The 18,527-nt window shown below is 33.8% G+C and carries 22 protein-coding genes and 1 other annotated feature; of the genes, 20 read left to right on the forward strand and 2 right to left on the reverse strand.

Translation table 11 applies throughout. The features are described 5' to 3' along the window. Positions 1-9: 9 nt before the first annotated feature. The gene (locus EKM77_RS00495; RefSeq protein ID WP_125591564.1) at positions 10-201 is read right to left on the reverse strand and encodes a hypothetical protein; all 192 of its coding nucleotides are present in this window, start codon (positions 199-201) and stop codon (positions 10-12) included. Between the two features lie 209 nt (positions 202-410). Between EKM77_RS00495 and EKM77_RS00500 the strand changes: the two genes are divergently transcribed. From EKM77_RS00500 to recN, 15 genes are all read left to right on the forward strand, one after another. Next, positions 411-1,781: a carboxylesterase family protein gene (locus EKM77_RS00500; RefSeq protein ID WP_125591566.1), complete on the forward strand. Its 1,371-nt coding sequence runs from the start codon at positions 411-413 to the stop codon at positions 1,779-1,781. Positions 1,782-1,931: 150 nt separating this feature from the next. Beyond that, the gene (locus tag EKM77_RS00505; RefSeq protein ID WP_125591568.1) at positions 1,932-2,177 is read left to right on the forward strand and encodes a hypothetical protein; all 246 of its coding nucleotides are present in this window, start codon (positions 1,932-1,934) and stop codon (positions 2,175-2,177) included. 99 nt (positions 2,178-2,276) lie between these two features. Further along, positions 2,277-3,932 carry a DUF6541 family protein gene (locus EKM77_RS00510; protein ID WP_164507678.1) on the forward strand — a complete coding sequence of 552 codons (1,656 nt, stop codon included), beginning with the start codon at positions 2,277-2,279 and terminating at the stop codon, positions 3,930-3,932. Positions 3,933-3,976: 44 nt separating this feature from the next. Continuing rightward, positions 3,977-4,044: a sequence feature (ribosomal protein L21 leader region), on the forward strand. 9 nt (positions 4,045-4,053) lie between these two features. Next, complete coding sequence (rplU, locus tag EKM77_RS00515; protein ID WP_057763614.1) at positions 4,054-4,365, forward strand: 50S ribosomal protein L21; 312 nt, start codon at positions 4,054-4,056, stop codon at positions 4,363-4,365. Positions 4,366-4,367: 2 nt separating this feature from the next. Next, entirely contained in the window at positions 4,368-4,709 is a 342-nt protein-coding gene (locus tag EKM77_RS00520; protein ID WP_125591572.1) for a ribosomal-processing cysteine protease Prp, read from the forward strand. Positions 4,710-4,725: 16 nt separating this feature from the next. Beyond that, positions 4,726-4,998, forward strand: a complete 273-nt coding sequence (rpmA, locus tag EKM77_RS00525) for a 50S ribosomal protein L27 (protein ID WP_125591574.1) — start codon at positions 4,726-4,728, stop codon at positions 4,996-4,998. A gap of 166 nt (positions 4,999-5,164) precedes the next feature. Next, positions 5,165-5,728 (forward strand): elongation factor P, encoded by a 564-nt coding sequence (gene efp, locus EKM77_RS00530; protein WP_125591576.1) that lies wholly within the window; start codon positions 5,165-5,167, stop codon positions 5,726-5,728. Between the two features lie 23 nt (positions 5,729-5,751). Beyond that, positions 5,752-6,171, forward strand: a complete 420-nt coding sequence (locus EKM77_RS00535) for an Asp23/Gls24 family envelope stress response protein (RefSeq protein WP_125591578.1) — start codon at positions 5,752-5,754, stop codon at positions 6,169-6,171. A gap of 11 nt (positions 6,172-6,182) precedes the next feature. Then, the gene (gene nusB / locus EKM77_RS00540; RefSeq protein WP_125591580.1) at positions 6,183-6,584 is read left to right on the forward strand and encodes a transcription antitermination factor NusB; all 402 of its coding nucleotides are present in this window, start codon (positions 6,183-6,185) and stop codon (positions 6,582-6,584) included. A gap of 38 nt (positions 6,585-6,622) precedes the next feature. Continuing rightward, a complete protein-coding gene (locus EKM77_RS00545; RefSeq protein WP_125591582.1) occupies positions 6,623-7,471 on the forward strand; it encodes a bifunctional 5,10-methylenetetrahydrofolate dehydrogenase/5,10-methenyltetrahydrofolate cyclohydrolase in 849 nt (282 codons plus the stop codon). Beyond that, on the forward strand, positions 7,464-8,810 hold the full coding sequence (xseA, locus tag EKM77_RS00550; protein ID WP_125591584.1) for an exodeoxyribonuclease VII large subunit: 1,347 nt from the start codon (positions 7,464-7,466) through the stop codon (positions 8,808-8,810). The genes EKM77_RS00545 and xseA overlap by 8 nt, the downstream gene beginning before the upstream one ends. Next, positions 8,803-9,042: an exodeoxyribonuclease VII small subunit gene (locus EKM77_RS00555; RefSeq protein WP_125591586.1), complete on the forward strand. Its 240-nt coding sequence runs from the start codon at positions 8,803-8,805 to the stop codon at positions 9,040-9,042. The genes xseA and EKM77_RS00555 overlap by 8 nt, the downstream gene beginning before the upstream one ends. A 2-nt stretch (positions 9,043-9,044) precedes the next feature. Beyond that, positions 9,045-9,884: a polyprenyl synthetase family protein gene (locus EKM77_RS00560; protein ID WP_125591587.1), complete on the forward strand. Its 840-nt coding sequence runs from the start codon at positions 9,045-9,047 to the stop codon at positions 9,882-9,884. A 14-nt stretch (positions 9,885-9,898) separates the two neighbouring features. Next, on the forward strand, positions 9,899-10,723 hold the full coding sequence (locus tag EKM77_RS00565; protein ID WP_125591589.1) for a TlyA family RNA methyltransferase: 825 nt from the start codon (positions 9,899-9,901) through the stop codon (positions 10,721-10,723). 8 nt (positions 10,724-10,731) lie between these two features. After that, on the forward strand, positions 10,732-12,429 hold the full coding sequence (recN, locus tag EKM77_RS00570; protein WP_125591591.1) for a DNA repair protein RecN: 1,698 nt from the start codon (positions 10,732-10,734) through the stop codon (positions 12,427-12,429). Here recN and EKM77_RS00575 read toward each other — a convergent pair. After that, positions 12,421-12,747, reverse strand: a complete 327-nt coding sequence (locus EKM77_RS00575; RefSeq protein WP_125591593.1) for a hypothetical protein — start codon at positions 12,745-12,747, stop codon at positions 12,421-12,423. The genes recN and EKM77_RS00575 overlap by 9 nt on opposite strands. 146 nt (positions 12,748-12,893) lie before the next feature. On the opposite strand from EKM77_RS00575, the gene gmk reads away from it, so the two are divergent. From gmk to rsmB, 5 genes are all read left to right on the forward strand, one after another. Next, positions 12,894-13,505 (forward strand): guanylate kinase, encoded by a 612-nt coding sequence (gmk, locus tag EKM77_RS00580; protein WP_125591595.1) that lies wholly within the window; start codon positions 12,894-12,896, stop codon positions 13,503-13,505. 4 nt (positions 13,506-13,509) lie between these two features. Then, entirely contained in the window at positions 13,510-13,764 is a 255-nt protein-coding gene (gene rpoZ / locus EKM77_RS00585) for a DNA-directed RNA polymerase subunit omega (RefSeq protein ID WP_057763643.1), read from the forward strand. 76 nt (positions 13,765-13,840) lie between these two features. Next, positions 13,841-16,246 carry a primosomal protein N' gene (gene priA / locus EKM77_RS00590; RefSeq protein WP_125591597.1) on the forward strand — a complete coding sequence of 802 codons (2,406 nt, stop codon included), beginning with the start codon at positions 13,841-13,843 and terminating at the stop codon, positions 16,244-16,246. A 13-nt stretch (positions 16,247-16,259) separates the two neighbouring features. Beyond that, positions 16,260-17,216, forward strand: coding sequence for a methionyl-tRNA formyltransferase (fmt, locus tag EKM77_RS00595; protein ID WP_125591599.1), 957 nt, complete (start codon positions 16,260-16,262; stop codon positions 17,214-17,216). Continuing rightward, complete coding sequence (gene rsmB / locus EKM77_RS00600) at positions 17,206-18,516, forward strand: 16S rRNA (cytosine(967)-C(5))-methyltransferase RsmB (RefSeq protein WP_125591601.1); 1,311 nt, start codon at positions 17,206-17,208, stop codon at positions 18,514-18,516. The genes fmt and rsmB overlap by 11 nt, the downstream gene beginning before the upstream one ends. The last annotated feature ends 11 nt before the right edge of the window (positions 18,517-18,527 follow it).

Raw genomic sequence — 18,527 nt, forward strand, 5'->3', positions numbered from 1 at the left:
ATATATCGACTAATTAATTTTTTTGATCAATTCTTTTTTTCGGTTATCCATTATTTGTTGTAATTCTTCAAGATCGTCAAGAGTAGATTTTTTGCGGATGAAACTTCTGGCCGAAGATCGCATGGCAATATAGTTTGCTCGCTCTTTATTATTTTTATGCCATTTTTTATTTGCCTTTCGTTGTGCATCTGATAAAACCATAATAGTCTCCTTTAATTCCCCTGTTTACAAGATTATACACAGTTGCTTTAAATTAAATCAAGAAAATTCATAAAATGAACCTATAAAAAAATAATCTTGGTTAGTAAATACTCACAATAGATATTTCTTGTAGATTATTTTGATTGTTATACAATTATTATTAAAATAATTCATTATATAATAACTTTTAAAAGAGGGTTGAAGAATTTATGGAAAAGGTTATTGATACCACGACTGGAAAATATCAGGGGATAGAAACAAACAATGGTGTGAAGTTCATGGGTATTAAGTTTGGACATCCCAGACGATTTAAGCGGGCGGTACCTTATCGGGCTAAAGATAAACTAAATTTTGCGACTCGTGCTGGTACACAACCAATGCAAGAGGCTGCATTAGATCATGATTATAGTGATATCAAATTTAGTGAAGATTGTTTGAATCTGGATCTTTTTACACCGAATCCTAATGGCAAACATCCAATTGTAATTGAATTTTATGGTGGTGGCTTTCTTCATGGCGGAACTTTAGACGAGGTTATGCCTTGGCTTAATAACGGTAAAGTTATTCATATTATTCCTAATTATCGTTTGGGTCTATTTGGATGGGCAAATATTGCAGACGGTGATACAAATGTAGGTCTGTCTGATCAAATTTTGGCGATCAAGTGGGTAATTGACAACGCTGATAAATTTGGCGGTGATGTTGATGATATTAGTTTGGTAGGACATTCGGCTGGCGGAAAATCGATCGCCGCTTTGATGGCATCAAATTCAAATGTTTTAGATCATATTAAAAAGGTGGTTCTTTTTAGTGGATCTTTACAAACTATTCGAGATAAAGAAACTTCTAAAAAAGTTCTAGAGCGATTTTGTAGTGATAATAAGCTTACTTCAAAAGACTTATTCAATTTGACAGACGACGGTTTGTTGCTTGCTCAAAATAAAGCTATTGGAAATCATCTAGCAACTAATTGGTTTGGTCCGATAATTGATGATGATCTGATTTCTGATAACTGGCAGGATGTTTTGATAGATCGTCAAAAGAGGACTAATTTTAAGACGTTAGTTGAAGCGGGTAGTAATGAATTGATCCAACTTGAAAACTTCTCAATTAATGAATTAAAAAATTCTATTTTGGAAGATTTATTTGGAATAAATTCAAAAGTTATTTTAAAGCAACTGCCTGATGATTATCAAAAGTCAGAGTTATTAAATCTGATCGGCGAGGCTATGTATACTTACCCAGCTGATAGAACTGCACAATTATTGAAAGATAATGGTGAGGTTTATGGAAATTACTCCAATGTTCTTGATGGTCGACACGGTGGCAATGTTGAATATCTAGCAACTAAAAATGCCGATCTTCCGATCGATCAAAGAAAGAATCAAAAATTTTATTTACAATTGATCATGGACTTTATTGTAAATGGGAAACCATATAATGACAATTTGAAATATGAATGGCCTTTATTTGATGATAACCAATTAGTGATGAAATTAGATCCAGATGATATCAGTAGTGTTTCAATGATCAGTCACCAATGGATCCAAAATTTACCATGGCAAACATATAAATTATAAAAAAATAAACGCTATTATATGTTGATATATCAATTTTTCTGATTGTTGGAAAAAATATAGTATTGCAATTCTAAAAGAATGATTTTAGAATATGGTTGTTGTGCTTAAAGTTTAAGCGGTAAAACGCTTAGGATTTTCGAGGTGGGATGCTTGAAAAGAGAGTATTCATATTTAATTACGATAGCTTTTATACTGTTCGATTTAGTTGTTTCGGTTTTGACACAATTAAATGTCATAAGTAATTTGGCTGGAATAATGATAGGAATCTTTTTGATCGGTGCTCTGATTATTTTGACCAGAGCTACTAGGGGAATTAACCTTAGACGTGCTAGAGTGGCTATATCATTTTTTATGGCATTGTTCTTATCACTAATGGTTACGTCTTTGGCAGTTTAATTAATTTTGAATATTTGAAAAAGATTGTTGCAATGTATTTTGCTTCAATCTTTTTTAGTGTAATCTAAAATGTATATTGATTTTAAAAGGGGTATTTGCATGTCCAATAAAGCATTGAAACGGACCATTCTTGGAACTGTTTTCTTAGTTCTAAGTATCTTGTATACAATTTTATTTTCCCCACATGCAACGATTCGATTATTAGATAGTTACGATATGCTTTTTCATTTAAATCGAGTCAATAGTTTGGGTAATATTTTAGTTTCACCAGTCAACTTCAACTATTGGGATCACGTAGGTAATTTTACGAACTTATTTTATCCTTGGTTTACTATCACACCGGGATTTTTAATTTTTAAAGTCTTTAGTGATCCAGTCATTAGTTTTTTGATATTTTTGACTATAATAACCTTTTTGACTTTCGTTAGTTCATATTATTTTATGGCTAAATTTTCAAATAACACGCTTCAGGCATTTCTTTTCTCGATTCTTTACACCTTGTCATTTTTCAGAGTTGCAAGTGTTTTTTATCGGGTAGGGTTGGCAGAATATATTTCTTATATTTTTATTCCAATGATTTTTTATGCCTTTGCAAAAATTCTGTCAGGAGAATTTAATAAGTGGCCTTTGTTTGCTGCTGGATTGACGCTGACAGTTTTGACTCATCCGTTAACAGCTTTTATTACGGTTGTTATGCTGGTTCCTTTAGTTGTCTTAGTTTTATTTTCTAAGGTATCTCATAGTTTTAAATATTGGGGTAAATTGATTTGGGCTGGTATTCAGTCAGTTTTCTTGGTGGTAATTGCTTCATTAGGCTTTATTTTGCCGATGGTAGAGCAGAAAAGATCTTTGGCTGTAAACAGACCGGCGTTATTAGATCTAGCTCAAATGGCACAAAAGCCAATGGATCTATTTAATAACGCTCTACATACTGACGTGCGCAGTTATTCTATTGGTATTATTTCGTTACTAACGATATTAGTTATTGTGATTTTTATTTGGAAAGACCAATTCAAATATCGTGTAGTAGCAATTGAAGGTTTAATTGCATTGGTTTTATCGACCAGTATTTTCCCATGGCAAATTGTTCAAAATACATTTTTCAATCTAATGCAATTTCCTTGGCGATTTTTAAATATGGTAACGTTCTTCTTTGCAATTTATTTAAGTCATATTTTGGCAAAGTTAATGAAAGATAGGTCGTCTCTGACTAAATTATCAGTTTTAGTTTTAACTACTATTGCCTGTGGCAGTCAGGTGTATCTAAGTGCTACAAGAGTTAATAGTCAACCGTCACCATTTGCAATTGTTGATTCAAAAAATGCTGATCAGAAGATCCAAAGTTTTCATCAAGAAGATTACTATCCGCTTCAAAGTCTGCCTTATAGTAATGAGATCAAAAGTCATAAGTTCATTATTAATGACAAGAAAACTAAGATTCCTTTTAAAACGACGGATAATACTTATTTAGTTAAGTATTACAATAAGGAGTCTGTAGATATGGATATTCCAGTTTTATTTTATAAGGGACTTAATGTTTCAATAAATAACGAAGCCGTTAAAACAAAGATCTCTAAACGAGGAACAGTTGAGATCAAAACACAGCAAGGTCAAAATAATATCCAGATCAAATATCATTACACTAAAATTGCCATCGCTTCTATGTTAGTAAGTGTAGTCGGATTTATTATTTTAATTTGGTTATTAATTAATAATGGACATTGGTCATTTAGAAAACTTATTAAAGATAGTTGAAAATTATCTTAATATTTGCTATATTTTATTAGTTGCAATCACTATTGCATCTACAACCGCTCAAAATCAGGTTTAAGCCGTAGGCACCTGATTGGCGAGTCTTAGAAGGGAGTGTACACATATGTACGCAATTATTAAAACTGGTGGTAAGCAATATAAGGTTGAAGAAAATGACTCAATCTTTATTGAAAAACTTGATGTTAAAGAAGGGGACGCTGTTACATTTGATGATGTAATCTTAGTTTCTGACGGAGACAGTATTAAAGTTGGAGATCCTGTTGTAGCAGGTGCTTCAGTTACAGGTAAAGTTGAAAAACAAGGTAAGGACAAGAAAGTTGTTACTTACAAATACAAACCTAAGAAGCATTCACATACTAAGACAGGCCACCGTCAACCATATACAAGAGTTCTTATTGACAGTATCAAGGCTTAGTTATGATTAGAGCAAGTTTTTACCAGAATGAGGAACAAAAATTCCAATCTTTTTTGATCAAAGGACATGCTGATTCTGGACCATACGGTCAGGATCTTGTCTGTGCAGCTGTTTCGGCAGTTTCTATTGGTACGATCAATAATCTGGAAAAACTTACTAAGGATAGTCCGATTGTCGTTCTCGATGAAGAGAATGGCGGACACCTTGGTTGCCGCTTTGACAAAGAAGTATCCCATGATACAGCTTTGTTATTGGAAAACTTATATTGGACATTGAAAGATATCCAAGAGAGTTATCCTAAAAATATAGAAGTTCAGATCCAAAAAAATAAAATCGACTTTTAATTAGGAGGTAAATTTCATGCTTAAAATGAATTTACAATTTTTCTCTCACCACAAGGGTGGTGGATCAACTGCTAATGGACGTGATTCAGCTGGTCGTAGACTAGGTGCAAAGCGTGCTGATGGCCAATCAATCACTGCTGGTGCAATTATTTATAGACAACGTGGAACAAAGATTCATCCAGGTGCTAATGTTGGTCGCGGTGGCGATGACACATTGTTCGCACTTACAGATGGCGTTGTTAAGTTTGAAAGACTTGGCAAAGACAAGAAAAAGGTTTCAGTTTACTAATATGAGTTAGAGGTAACACCTCTAAGCAACTCAATTTGTTGAAAAAGAGGACATGGTCCTCTTTTTTTTATATAATAAGCGTGGGTTATTGCCATATTCATAGAAATATTGGTAAGATAATATGTAAAGTGTTTTTTAACGTTTAAAGTAATCGAGGAGATAAATTATGTCAATTTCAGTAAATGAATTTAAGAATGGCTTAACAATTGAAGTTAAAGATGGTATCTGGCGTGTTATTGAGTTTCAACATGTTAAACCAGGTAAGGGTAGTGCTTTCGTTCGTTCAAAATTAAAGAACTTGAGAACTGGCGCCGTTCAAGAAATGACTTTTAGATCAACTGCTAAAGTTGAAAAAGCTCAAATTGAAAACAAGAAGATGCAATATTTGTATGCTGACGGTACTAACCATGTCTTTATGGATATGAATACATACGAGCAACTTTCATTGCCACAAGAACAAATTCAAGAAGAACTTAAGTATCTTAAAGAAAATATGGAAGTTAACATCATGATGTACAATGGTGAGACATTGGGTGTTGATATTCCTAATACTGTTAACCTTGAAGTTAAAGAGACTGAAGCTTCAATTAAGGGTGACACACAATCTGGTGGTTCAAAACCAGCTACTATGGAAACAGGCCTTGTAGTACAAGTTCCATTCTTTGTTAACCAAGGTGATATGCTAACAATTAACACACAAGATGGTACATACATTTCACGTGCTAACTAATTTTTGATTATGGAGATAAGTTTATGGCTGAACAAAAATATGTTTCTCTAAAACAAGATAGTGGAAAAATAAATGGAAACGTTGAAATCTCACATCAAGTTATTGAGATTCTTTTAGGAATCGCTACTAGTCAGGTCGAGGGCGTTTATGAAATGAGAGGAAGTCTATCAAGCCGATTAGATTCTTTATTTGGAAGAATCAATCATGGCAAAGGTGTAGACGTAGTCTTAAGCAACAATCGAGTTTCTGCTGACGTGTTTGTTTATCTAGAATACGGTGTATCAATTCCCAAGGTATCATTGGAAATTCAAAAGTCAGCCATCGAACAACTTGAATTCATGACCGATTTGACTTTAGATGAGATAAATGTGCATGTTGTAGGTTTGATCGCTAAAAAAGAAGATGGCGATATAGAACGTGTAACAACGGAAAAAAAGGAATAAAATCAGTGAGTATGAATAGACATAAAATCAGAGAACTTGCAATTCAATCACTTTTTTCCATTGAAACGACAAAAGATGATTCACAAACAGCAATTAATTCTGTTATGAAAATATCTGATCTTGGTGAGGAAGAGGCACCTGATTATTTAGAGTTTTTAGTATCAGGAGCTTTAGAAAAACAAGATGAGCTGGATAAAGAAATTGCCGAACACTTAAAGAAGAAGTGGACAGTTCAACGTTTATCTCGAATTGATCGAGTTATTTTGCGTATGGGATTGTTTGAAATGGAAAATAGTTTAGAAGTCCCAAAGAAGGTAGCAATTGATGAAGCAATTGAGCTAGCCAGGGAATATGGTGACAAAGATTCTAAATCATTTGTTAATGGTATATTATCTAACTTTGTTGAAGGGTAAGGCTGGTACATAGTACCAGCCTTTTTATGGTGAATGAGATGGAAATTTTAGATGGTAAAAAAGTAGCTAGTGCATTAGATGAAAAAATGACTCAACGTGTTGCCAATTTGAAAAAGCAAAATATAACTCCCGGTCTTGCCGTAATTTTGGTTGGTGATAATAAAGCTAGCTCGATATACGTTAGAAATAAAAAAAGACGTGCCGAAAAATTAGGGATCAACTTTCAGCTAATTCATTTTGATGCTTCAGTGTCAGAAGCTGAATTACTAGAAAAAATTGAGCAGTTGAACCATGATGATGCTATTGACGGCTTTATTGTCCAATTACCTTTACCAGACCATATAGATGAAGAAAAGGTTATAAAGGCAATTGATTCAAAGAAAGATGTTGATGGTTTTGCACCTGATAATGTTGGTCATCTTTGGATCGGTGAACCTCATACATTACCGGCCACAGCTTCAGGAATTTTGATGATGTTAGATTTTTATAATGTCGATTTAGATGGTAAAAATGTCGTAATTATTGGTCGCAGTAATATTGTTGGAAAACCAGTTGCAGCCATGATGCTGGCAAGAAATGCGACTGTCACAATAACTCATTCTCATACTAAAAATTTAGCTGAAATTGCTAAGCGTGCTGATGTTTTGGTCGTAGCAATCGGGAAAGCTAAGTTTATTAATAAAGATTATGTTAAAGACGGCGCTGTCGTGATCGATGTTGGGATGGATCATGATGAAAATAATAAATTGTGCGGTGACGTTGATTTTGATGATATTAAAGACATTGCAAGTATGATCAGTCCAGTTCCCGGTGGTGTTGGACCAATGACAATTACTGCGTTAGTTGATCAAGTGATAGAACTTGCTGAAGGTCGCGCCAATGGATAATTCTCAATATTTGACAGTTACTGCCTTAACACAATATTTAAAAAGAAAATTTGATGTTGATCCATATTTAGGTCACGTATATTTGATGGGGGAAATCTCTAATTTTCGTCTAAGGCCGACTCATCAATATTTTTCATTAAAAGATGATAAAGCAAAAATTTCAGCAGTGATGTTTAAATCTAATTTCAGTAAAGTGAAATTTAAGCCCGAAGAAGGTATGAAGGTACTTGTAAAGGGAAAAATTTCCCTGTATGAGCCTAGTGGAACATACCAGATGTATGTTGAGTCTATGGAGCCAGACGGTTTAGGTGCATTGTATTTAGCGTTAGAACAATTGAAGAAAAAATTGTCCCAACAAGGGATCTTTGATTTGCCTAAACGTGAAATCCCACTTTTTCCAAAGCGGATCGCAGTTGTAACTAGTCAATCTGGTGCTGTTATTCATGATATTATGACAACAATAAAGCGTCGCTATCCAATCGTTCAATTGGTTCTTTTCCCAGCGCAGGTTCAAGGTGATACAGCTGCTGAGACAATTGTTCAACAATTAAAAAGAATAAATGAATTAGGTAATTTTGATACGATTATTATTGGACGGGGTGGGGGTTCTATTGAGGACCTTTGGCCATTTAATGAAGAAATCGTGGCACAAGCAATCGTTCAAAGCCAGATTCCAATTATTTCTTCAGTTGGACATGAAACTGATACGACAATTGCCGATATGGTGGCTGATCTTAGGGCAGCAACTCCTACTGCAGCTGCAGAGTTAGCAACACCTGTTTTAAGGGATGTTTTGTTGCATATTCAAGATTTGAAGGGTCGTCTTGCTAATGCTCAAGTTAAACTAATTCAAAATTATCGAGATCAAGTGAAAAATTACTCTCAAAATACTTTCTTACAACATCCTGAAAGAATTTATGAGGTATATTTACAGAAGGTCGATAACTTATCGTCTCGTTTAAATAAAGTTATTTCAGAAATGATATATAAAGATAAACAGACGTTATGGAATGTTCGGGGCCGATTAAATGATCAGTCACCAATGAGCCAACTACATTATTACGACACGGTAGTAACTGGGTTTCAGCAGAGAATTTTGAATTCGACTATAAGAATTATTAATAATAATCGAAATTCATTTAGTAAAGAAGTCGCTGCACTTGATTCTTTAAGTCCGTTAAAGACATTGAGTCGAGGTTTTTCAATTGCAACGAATAAAAATGGTAAAATATTAAAACAAGTTAAGGACTATCAAGTTGATGAAACCGTTGATCTAAAGGTTACTGATGGTCATGTTAAACTGATAACTAAAGAAATAAGCGAGGAAAATAATGGCTGAAGAAAAGAAATCATTTGAAGATAATTTAAAAGATTTAGAAGATATTGTAACTAATATTGAAAATGGAAATGTTCCTTTGGAAGAAGCCATGGAAAATTTCAAAAAGGGTGTTTCTTTAAGTAAAAAATTGGAAAAAACTCTAAGTGATGCTGAAACGACCGTAACAAAAATTATGCAAAAAGATGGTTCTGAATCTACTTTAGAAGATAAAGACAATGAAGGTAATGAATAGTTATGGATATAAAAAAATTTAGAGATTTTCATGAAAAGGTTTTACCTGAATTTGATAAATTTTTAACTGACAAGTTGACTAGAGAAATCAAACAGCCTAAATTAAGAGAAGCAATGCTATATTCTCTTAATTCTGGCGGAAAAAGAGTTCGTCCAGTTTTAATGCTGGCGGTTATTTATTCTTGTGGAGTTAAACTTGAGGATTTAAAAGATTACTATGACATTGCTGGTGCGATCGAACTGATCCATACTTATTCGTTGATTCATGACGATCTCCCAGAAATGGATAACGATGATTATCGTCGCGGTCAATTGACTAGTCATAAAAAATTTGGAACTGGTTCAGCCGTTTTAGCTGGTGATGGTTTACTAACACAGGCATTTTATTGGATCGCAAAGTCAAGTTTGGATGCATCTAAAAGAATGGCTGCCGTTCGTATTTTAAGTCATAACGCTGGTCCTATGGGAATGGTTGCCGGACAGATGACAGATATTAGTGGTCAAAAGTTGGACGAAGAAGAATTAACTGAACTTCATCAACATAAGACCGCCGATCTTATTGTTGCAGCCATTACTATTGGAGCATTTTGTGCTGATCATGAGTTATCAACTAATTTAGTTGAATATGCACAAAAAATTGGTTTAGCCTTTCAATTGAAAGATGATCTGGATGATAGTGACGATGGAGAAGATGTAAATAAAAATACATTTCCTAATTTGATCGGTAAGACTGCGACAGAGAAGAAATTACGTAATTTAGTTAAAGATGCCCTGAATGCAGTATTAAAAGAAGATAAGTTTGATAAGAATTTAATGGTCAGTTTTTTAGACTATTTCAAGTAGACAGGTGAAAATTATTGGCAAAAAAAAGAGTAGATGTTTTATTAGTCGAACAAAATTTATTTGAATCACGTGAACAAGCTAAACGATCGGTAATGGCAGGAGAAGTCTATAACCAAGACAATCTACGCTTCGATAAACCTGGTGAAAAAGTTGATCCCGATACTGTTTTTCACGTTGTTGAAGGTGCGCATAGTAAATATGTCAGTCGTGGCGGTTATAAGTTAGAAAAAGCTGTTGAATCTTTTGGTATCGATCTAAAAGATAAAATCTGTTTAGATATAGGTTCATCGACAGGCGGCTTTACTGATGTTGCTTTGCAGAATGGTGCTAAAATGGTCTATGCATTGGATGTTGGTTATAATCAATTAGCTTGGAAATTACGAAGTGATGAGAGAGTCGTTGTTATGGAACGTGTTAACTTCCGTTACAGTAAACCTGATGATTTTCATCAAGGTTTACCAGAATTTGCGATGACTGATGTTTCATTTATCTCTTTAGAGTTAATTTTGCCACCAATGTTCAATATCATTTTGCCAGGATCACAAGCTGTATGTTTGATCAAACCACAATTTGAAGCTGGTCCTGAAAATGTTGGTAAGCACGGAATTGTTCGTGATCATAAAGTACATCAGATGGTTTTAGAGAAGATTTTGAACTTTGCTAAAGAGACTGGATTTATCGTCAAGGGATTGGACTTTTCGCCAATTAAGGGTGGAGAAGGTAATATTGAGTTCTTGATGCAAATTCAAAAACCCAATGTAGAACAACCTGGTGAAATTTTGGATAATGTTTCTATTGAAGATACTATGAATGCAGCATATACAAGTCTTAATAAATAGGTGATTTGATGTTAAAGGAATTAATAATCAATAATTTTGCAATTATTAATGAACTACGGCTTGATTTCAATAAAGGAATGACTGCTTTGACAGGTGAAACTGGTGCCGGTAAGTCAATTATTATTGATGCTTTGGGACTTTTAGTCGGGAGCCGTTCGTCAATCGATTTTATCCGCACTGGAAAAGATAAATTAAAAGTACAAGGATTATTTGAAGTTAATTCAGATAGTCCTGTTTTTGCTATTTTGGATCATTATGGAATCGATCACACGGATAGTTCGATCATTATAAATAGAGAAATAAATCGTAAAGGACGTAATGTCTGTCGAATTAATAATGAATTAGTTAAAACGAATACTTTAAAAGATGTTGGAAAATTTTTGGTTGAGATACATGGACAAAATCAACAACAAGAATTAATGGATGAGGATAATCATATTGATATTTTAGATAGATTTTCTGATGATGATTTCAAAAAATCACTTCATCAATATCAAGAATTATTTCATCAATACCAAGAAAAATTAGCTAGATTACGTGCCATTCAAAAGGATTCACAAAATATTGTTCAAAGAATTGATATGCTGAAATTTCAAATAGAAGAAATTGATAGCGCACAATTAAAAAAGGGTGAGGATGAAGAATTAGAAACTGAAAAGAATCACCTTGCAAACTTTGAAAAAATTAATAGCAGCTTACAAGAAAGCTATCGTATTTTGTCAGAAAATAATATTGGCGCCGTTGATTCACTAGGAAATGTTCGTAATAATCTCGACGATATCAAAGAGTTCGATAAAACCTACCAAGAATTGTATGACTCAATTAATGGCGCTTATTATCAAATTCAAGATGATGCAGCCACTATTTCAGATGCTTTAGAAAATTTAGACTTTGATGAGGACCGCTTAGATGAGATCCAGAAGCGTTTGAATGTAATTGATAATCTTGAAAAAAAATATGGACCAAGCTTGGATGAAATAATTCAGTATGGGCAAAATGCTCATGATGAACTCAACAAAATTGATATTGATGATTCAACTGAAGATAAATTGACGAAGTCTATTGAAAAAGATAAGACTGATTTACTTGAATTAGGAAAAGCATTATCTGATGACAGACATGCAATTGCTAATGATTTAGAGAAATCGATCAATAATCAATTAAAAGAATTATTTATGAAAAATTCAAAATTCAATGTTCAGTTTAAAACTTTAGATAGTGATTCATTAACTGAAAAGGGGATAGATCAAATTAGATTCAATTTGAAAACTAATGTTGGAGAAGATTTCAAACCTTTAGTACGAGTTGCATCTGGTGGTGAACTTTCTCGTGTTATTCTTGCTTTTGAATCTATCATTGCTGAAAAAATGAATGTTGATACGATTATTTTTGATGAGATCGATACCGGTGTCAGTGGTCGTGTGGCACAAGCAATCGGTGATAAAATTTATCGAGTTGCTCAATCTGTTCAAGTTCTTTGTATCACTCATTTGCCACAGGTTGCCGCAATGAGTGATCAACAATTGGAGATAAAAAAAGAGACCGTTAGAAATAAGACGCAGACAAAGGTCTTATTACTTAACGATCAAGATCGAATTGAAGCTGTTTCATTGATGTTGGCAGGTACGAAAATAACTGATCTGACTCGAGAACATGCACAAGAATTATTGGAACTTGCACAAGGAGAACAAAAAAGACTAGATTAAATTTATTGATTTGAGATTCTTTAGATCAATTATTTGAAACAGGTTTTTATTTACTTCTAAAATGTATTTATTTGCATTAATTCTTTTAATCAACTTGCCTTGCATAGATTCTTCGTTTACCATAGTTACATTAATATAATATTGTTTTTGAAAACTTTGTTTAGCAAAGATAAACAGTTGTTTAATAGGCATTTGCTTGATTTGGGAAACACTTTTACTATCCATATTAAAATCGAAGTTCCTATCGATAAATTTAGCAGTATTGTTAATGATATTTTTGGTAAAGGTATTTGATAGATGTTGTTGTCTTAATTGCATGGTTTAATTCCCCCGAACGCTTGTTTGTGTCTTTATTATACGAACCTTTGTTCGTATAAGCAACTTTATTTTAGTATTTCTTAATATTTATTTGTATGCAACGAGTTTTTAATTATAAGAAAATAAGATAAGTAGGGATAAGTGATATGTCAACAAGGGGAATGTTAATCGTTCTATCAGGTCCGTCCGGTGTGGGTAAAGGTACTGTTAGAAAAGCAATGGTAAAGAAGTCTTCGATCAGATTTGATTATTCTGTTTCAATGACAACTAGGAATATGAGACCTGGAGAAGAAGATGGTGTCGATTATTATTTCCGAACCAATGAAGAGTTCGAAGAAGAAATTAAAAATGACGGAATGCTGGAATATGCTAAATATGTTGACCATTATTATGGAACACCGTTAAAATATGTTAATCAAAAGTTAGATGCTGGTATCGATGTTTTATTGGAAATTGAAGTAAATGGTGCTATGCAAGTGCGTGACAAGATGCCAGATGGAGTGTTTATTTTCCTAACGCCTCCAGATTTGCCAAGTCTTCGCCGTCGAATTACTCATCGAGGAACTGATGATACTAAGACGATCGATAAACGTATGGAACAAGCCAAAAAAGAAATTGAAATGATGTCAAACTATGACTATGCCGTAGTTAATGATAAAATACCTAATGCAGTCAAAAAAATTGAAGGTATAATTAGAAGTGAACACCTAAGAGTGCCACGTGTAATTGACAAATATAAAAAAATAATAGGAGAATGATAATATGATTATTTATCCATCAATTGACAAACTATTAGATCAAGTTGATTCAAGATATTCTTTAGCTGTTTTAGCAGCAAAGCGTGCTCATCAACTTGAAGATGGTGATGTAGAATTACTTAATAAGTACGAATCACCAAGAACCATCGGAAAAGCATTTGAAGAAATTGCTGACGATAAAATTGAAATCGATCCTAATTCAATTCTTCTTGAAAAAGAAGCTGAACGAGTTGAGGAAGAGAAAAAAGAAGAAAAATAGTTTTAAAATTCCTTCACTGATTGTCTGAATGATAATTGTGGGGGTTTTTTATTTATTGTGTAGGTGATTTTTTAATATGACAGTTGCAGAAGTTATTGTTGATGTACCAACAATGCAAACTAATCGTCCTTTTGAATATGATGTTCCAAGCAGCTTGTCAGAAGTTGTTGAGCCGGGAATGCGTGTCGAGGTACCTTTTGGACGTGGGAAACGTAAAATACAAGGCTTTGTGATGAAGTTAAAGGATACCAGTAATTTTAAAGGAAAGTTAAAGCCGATCGATCGGATAATTGATCTTCGGCCTGTTTTGTCGTCTGAAATGTTAGATTTATCATCTTGGTTAGCTGATCGAACTTATTCTTTTCAAATATCTTGTTTACAAACTATGTTGCCAAGTGTCATGAGAGCTAAATATCATCAAATGGTGATGCCAATAGACAATGAAGATACGGAAGTTAAACAATTATTTAAAGATCAAGATAGTTTAGAAGTAACTAGTCAAATGAGTGATGAAGAAATAAAACTGATCAATCATTTAAAGAGACAAAGTAAAGTAGAAATTGAGTACGTCGTTGAAAATAAAGCTAATAAAATTAAACGACAAGCCATTACAACTAATTTGAATCCAATTCAGTTACGTGAAAAAAGAAGTGAATTGCGATCTAATGCTAAGGCTCAATTGAAATTAATAAATTATATGATAGATAATTTAGATAAAATGCCAGTAGAATTGAGCGTATTAGCTGATTTAGATATAAATAGGGCCGCAATCAAGACCGCTGAAAAAAATAATATTCTATCTATTATAGAGGTTACTAAAAGACGCAAACCAGTCGGGATCACGCCTGAAAAAACGACTAAAATGGATTTGTCCAAGGAACAGTCAGATGCGGTAAAACAAATAAATCAGGCCATTGATAGTGAAGAAGATAAAACCTTTTTAATCGAGGGAGTTACTGGTAGTGGTAAAACAGAAGTTTATTTACAGACAATTGATCGAGCTATAAATAAGAATAAGACCGCTTTAATGCTAGTACCTGAAATTTCTTTAACTCCACAAATGGTAAATCGAGTAACAGGACGTTTTGGTGGTAAGGTAGCTGTTTTACACAGTGGCTTGTCTAATGGTGAAAGATACGACGAGTGGACAAGAATTGAAAATGGCAGCGTTCAAGTAGTTGTCGGAGCTCGTAGTGCCGTTTTTGCACCATTGATGAATATTGGCTTGATCATAATCGATGAGGAACATGAAGCAAGTTATAAGCAAGATGATAATCCTCGCTATCATGCAAGAGACGTCGCTTTATGGCGTGCTAAAAGGCATAATTGTCCAGTTGTTTTAGGTAGTGCAACTCCTAGTTTGGAATCTCGTGCTAGAGCTCAAAAAGGTGTTTATACGTTAATTAGGATGAAAAAAAGAATCAATCAACATCCGTTACCGCATGTTCAAATAGTAGACATGAGGGATGCAGAAAACTCTGCTGTAAAAGGAGATTTATCACCGCTACTACAGGATAAACTTTGGCGCGTCTTAAAAAGAAAAGAACAAGCAATCGTTTTATTGAATCGGCGCGGTTATTCTTCATTCATGATGTGTCGTGAATGTGGATTTGTTTTAAAATGTCCTAATTGTGACGTTTCATTAACTTATCATAAAGATTTAGGTAAGATGAAATGTCATTACTGTGGTCATGAAGAAGAAGTTCCTCAGATATGTCCACAATGCCATAGTAAAAAAATTGGATTTTATGGTACCGGAACACAAAACATTGAGCGACAATTAAATGAGTCTTTTTCAGAAGCTAGAATTTTGCGAATGGATGTCGATACCACCCGTAAAAAAGGTGCACATGCCAAGATTTTAAAGCAATTTGGAGATCATAAGGCAGATATTTTATTAGGAACACAGATGATTGCTAAAGGGCTTGATTTTCCAAATGTTACTTTGGTTGGAGTGATAAATGCCGACACAACATTAAGTCTTTCTGATTATCGTGCTAGTGAGAGAACGTTTCAGTTATTGACGCAGGCTAGTGGTCGTGCCGGAAGGGCGGATAAACCCGGAAATGTCATTATTCAAACATTTAATCCCGATCATTACGCAATAAAAGATGCAGCGGTTCAAGATTATGAAACTTTTTATAATCAGGAAATGTATTTGAGACATCAGGCAAACTATACGCCGTATTACTTTACAACTTTGATCAGCGTCTCTCATAAAGATGAAGGTCAGACTTTAAAACAGGCGTATTGGATCAAACGACAATTAAGTGCGGTGTTATCTGATCGAGCAATTTTATTAGGTCCAAGTCCAACTATGATTTCAAGAAAACAAAATAAGTATTATTATCAAGTTATTGTAAAATATAAACATGAGCCAAAATTACATCAAAAATTACTTGATATTTTAAATGATACTCAAGCAGATACTAAAAAAGGTTTTAATATCGCAATTGATAACGAACCACAACACATTGATTAAGGAGAATGATTAAATGACAAGCGTAATTTTTCTAGGTACACCAGATTTTTCGGCAACCGTTTTGAAGGGACTTTTGAAAGCTAACTATCAAGTAGAGGCCATAGTGACTCAACCCGATAAGCCGGTTGGACGTAAACAAAAACTTCAAAAAAGTCCAGTTAAACAAATAGCCGAACAAGAAAACATTAAACTGTATCAGCCAGCTAAACTTTCTGGAAGTGATGAAGTTGAGGAATTGAAAGCTTTACATGCTGATTTGATCATTACGGCAGCATTTGGACAATTTTTACCAACATCATTCTTAAATTCTGCCAAAGTTGCTGCAATTAATGTTCACGGATCTTTGTTGCCTAAATATCGTGGTGGCGCTCCGATCCAATGGTCGATCATGAACGGAGATAAAGAAACTGGAATTACGATCATGTACATGGTTAAAGCAATGGATGCCGGGGATATCATTAGTCAGGTTAAAGTTCCAATTACTCCAGAAGACGATAATGGTTCCATTTTTGACAAAATGGCTATTGCGGGCCGTGATTTGTTAATGGAGACAATTCCTCATATTTTAGATGGAACAATTGATCCTATTAAACAAGATGAAAATAAAGTTGTATTTTCACCTAATATTTCTAAAGAACAAGAAAAATTAGATTTTAGTCAATCAGCGGAACAGATTTTCAACCATATTAGAGCTTTAAGTCCAGAACCTGGCGCTTGGGAGAATTTTAATGGTCAAAGAACGAAGTTTTATAAGAGTGAAGTAGTCGACATCGACACTGATCAAGCTCCTGGAACAGTTTTTGAAACTGGTAAAAAGAAATTGGTTATTGTTGCTGGTGATAAAAAAGGCCTTTCAATTAAAAAAATTCAACCAGCCGGTAAAAAAGTAATGGATATTGCTAATTATATGAATGGTTTAGGCAATAATTTAGAAAAAGGACAAGTAGTGGTCAATATAAATGAAAAATAATCCTCGTGCAGTGGCAGTTGAAGCTTTAACTCGTATTTTACAAAACAAAGCATATTCTAATATTGAAATTAATAATTTGTTGAAGAGATCCGATTTGTCTAATGCGGACTCGAGATTGATGACCAATATTGTCTATGGTGTTTTACAAAATATGTACGTACTTCAGTATCAACTAGAACCTTATTTGAAAGATAAAAAAGTTAAACCTTGGATAATGAATCTTTTGATGAGTGCTATTTATCAAATGCATTATTTGGATAAAGTACCAGATCATGCGATTTTAAATGAATCTACTGAAATTGCTAAACAAAATGGCAGTATCGGTTTGGCCAAGTTAGTTACTGGAGTTTTAAGAAATTATCAACGTCACGGCTTCAAAGAATTACCTACTGGTCATGGCGAAGAGGACTTGAGTATTCGTTACAGTACACCTTTGTGGTTAGTTAAGCTTTTAATTGAACAACAAGGTATCAACAAAGCAATTGAAGTTTTGGAATCTATTAATCAGCCATCTCATGTTTCTATTCGTGTAAATACTAGAAAAATAAGTGTCGATGATTTGAAACGTCGTTTGGAAGAACAAGATTTTGAAGTTGAAAATAGTCGTATTTCTCCAGTTGGATTAACTTTGAATAGTGGTAGTTTATTTGATACTGAAGAATTTAATGAAGGACTTTTCACGATTCAAGATGAGAGTTCAATGCTTGTTGCACCAGCTTTAGATCTTAAACCTGATGATTTAGTTTTAGATACATGTGCGGCTCCTGGTGGTAAAACTACTCATATAGCAAGTTATTTGACAGATGGTCAAGTTACAGCACTAGATATTCATGAACGTAAGACAAAATTAATTCGTGAAAATGGTCAGAGACTTGGATATAAGGATATAATACAGACAAAAGCTATGGACGCTAGAAATGCTAAAGATCATTTTCCTGTCCAGAGTTTTGATAAAATTTTAGTAGATGCACCTTGCTCTGGTCTTGGTTTGATCAGAAGAAAACCAGAGTTGCGTTATTTTAGAAAATTTGAAGATCTACTGAATTTGCAAAAGATTCAACTAGATATCTTGGATAGTATCAGTGATTTATTAAAAGTAGATGGCAGATTAGTTTTTAGCACTTGTACTTTTGATGATGAAGAAAACGAAGCAATCGTTACGGAGTTTTTAAAGAATCACGAAAACTATGAATTAACACCAATAAAAAATGACCTTTCAAGTGGAGACACTATAAAGCTATTTCCTAGTGATTATTTTACGGATGGATTCTTTATAGCTGCCTTCAGACGAAAAAATTAATGAGGTAAAGT

The organism is Companilactobacillus baiquanensis, assembly GCF_003946605.1.
Taxonomy (GTDB): Bacteria; Bacillota; Bacilli; order Lactobacillales; family Lactobacillaceae; genus Companilactobacillus; species Companilactobacillus baiquanensis.

What these genes read in the sequence shown, in the direction of transcription:
- EKM77_RS00495 (WP_125591564.1), bottom strand. Translation starts at nt 201, where the DNA reads ATGGTTTTATCAGATGCACAACGAAAGGCAAATAAAAAATGGCATAAA.
- EKM77_RS00500 (WP_125591566.1), top strand. Translation starts at nt 411, where the DNA reads ATGGAAAAGGTTATTGATACCACGACTGGAAAATATCAGGGGATAGAA.
- EKM77_RS00510 (WP_164507678.1), top strand. Translation starts at nt 2,277, where the DNA reads ATGTCCAATAAAGCATTGAAACGGACCATTCTTGGAACTGTTTTCTTA.
- rplU (WP_057763614.1), top strand. Translation starts at nt 4,054, where the DNA reads ATGTACGCAATTATTAAAACTGGTGGTAAGCAATATAAGGTTGAAGAA.
- EKM77_RS00520 (WP_125591572.1), top strand. Translation starts at nt 4,368, where the DNA reads ATGATTAGAGCAAGTTTTTACCAGAATGAGGAACAAAAATTCCAATCT.
- rpmA (WP_125591574.1), top strand. Translation starts at nt 4,726, where the DNA reads ATGCTTAAAATGAATTTACAATTTTTCTCTCACCACAAGGGTGGTGGA.
- efp (WP_125591576.1), top strand. Translation starts at nt 5,165, where the DNA reads ATGTCAATTTCAGTAAATGAATTTAAGAATGGCTTAACAATTGAAGTT.
- EKM77_RS00535 (WP_125591578.1), top strand. Translation starts at nt 5,752, where the DNA reads ATGGCTGAACAAAAATATGTTTCTCTAAAACAAGATAGTGGAAAAATA.
- nusB (WP_125591580.1), top strand. Translation starts at nt 6,183, where the DNA reads ATGAATAGACATAAAATCAGAGAACTTGCAATTCAATCACTTTTTTCC.
- EKM77_RS00545 (WP_125591582.1), top strand. Translation starts at nt 6,623, where the DNA reads ATGGAAATTTTAGATGGTAAAAAAGTAGCTAGTGCATTAGATGAAAAA.
- xseA (WP_125591584.1), top strand. Translation starts at nt 7,464, where the DNA reads ATGGATAATTCTCAATATTTGACAGTTACTGCCTTAACACAATATTTA.
- EKM77_RS00555 (WP_125591586.1), top strand. Translation starts at nt 8,803, where the DNA reads ATGGCTGAAGAAAAGAAATCATTTGAAGATAATTTAAAAGATTTAGAA.
- EKM77_RS00560 (WP_125591587.1), top strand. Translation starts at nt 9,045, where the DNA reads ATGGATATAAAAAAATTTAGAGATTTTCATGAAAAGGTTTTACCTGAA.
- recN (WP_125591591.1), top strand. Translation starts at nt 10,732, where the DNA reads ATGTTAAAGGAATTAATAATCAATAATTTTGCAATTATTAATGAACTA.
- EKM77_RS00575 (WP_125591593.1), bottom strand. Translation starts at nt 12,747, where the DNA reads ATGCAATTAAGACAACAACATCTATCAAATACCTTTACCAAAAATATC.
- gmk (WP_125591595.1), top strand. Translation starts at nt 12,894, where the DNA reads ATGTCAACAAGGGGAATGTTAATCGTTCTATCAGGTCCGTCCGGTGTG.
- rpoZ (WP_057763643.1), top strand. Translation starts at nt 13,510, where the DNA reads ATGATTATTTATCCATCAATTGACAAACTATTAGATCAAGTTGATTCA.
- priA (WP_125591597.1), top strand. Translation starts at nt 13,841, where the DNA reads ATGACAGTTGCAGAAGTTATTGTTGATGTACCAACAATGCAAACTAAT.
- fmt (WP_125591599.1), top strand. Translation starts at nt 16,260, where the DNA reads ATGACAAGCGTAATTTTTCTAGGTACACCAGATTTTTCGGCAACCGTT.
- rsmB (WP_125591601.1), top strand. Translation starts at nt 17,206, where the DNA reads ATGAAAAATAATCCTCGTGCAGTGGCAGTTGAAGCTTTAACTCGTATT.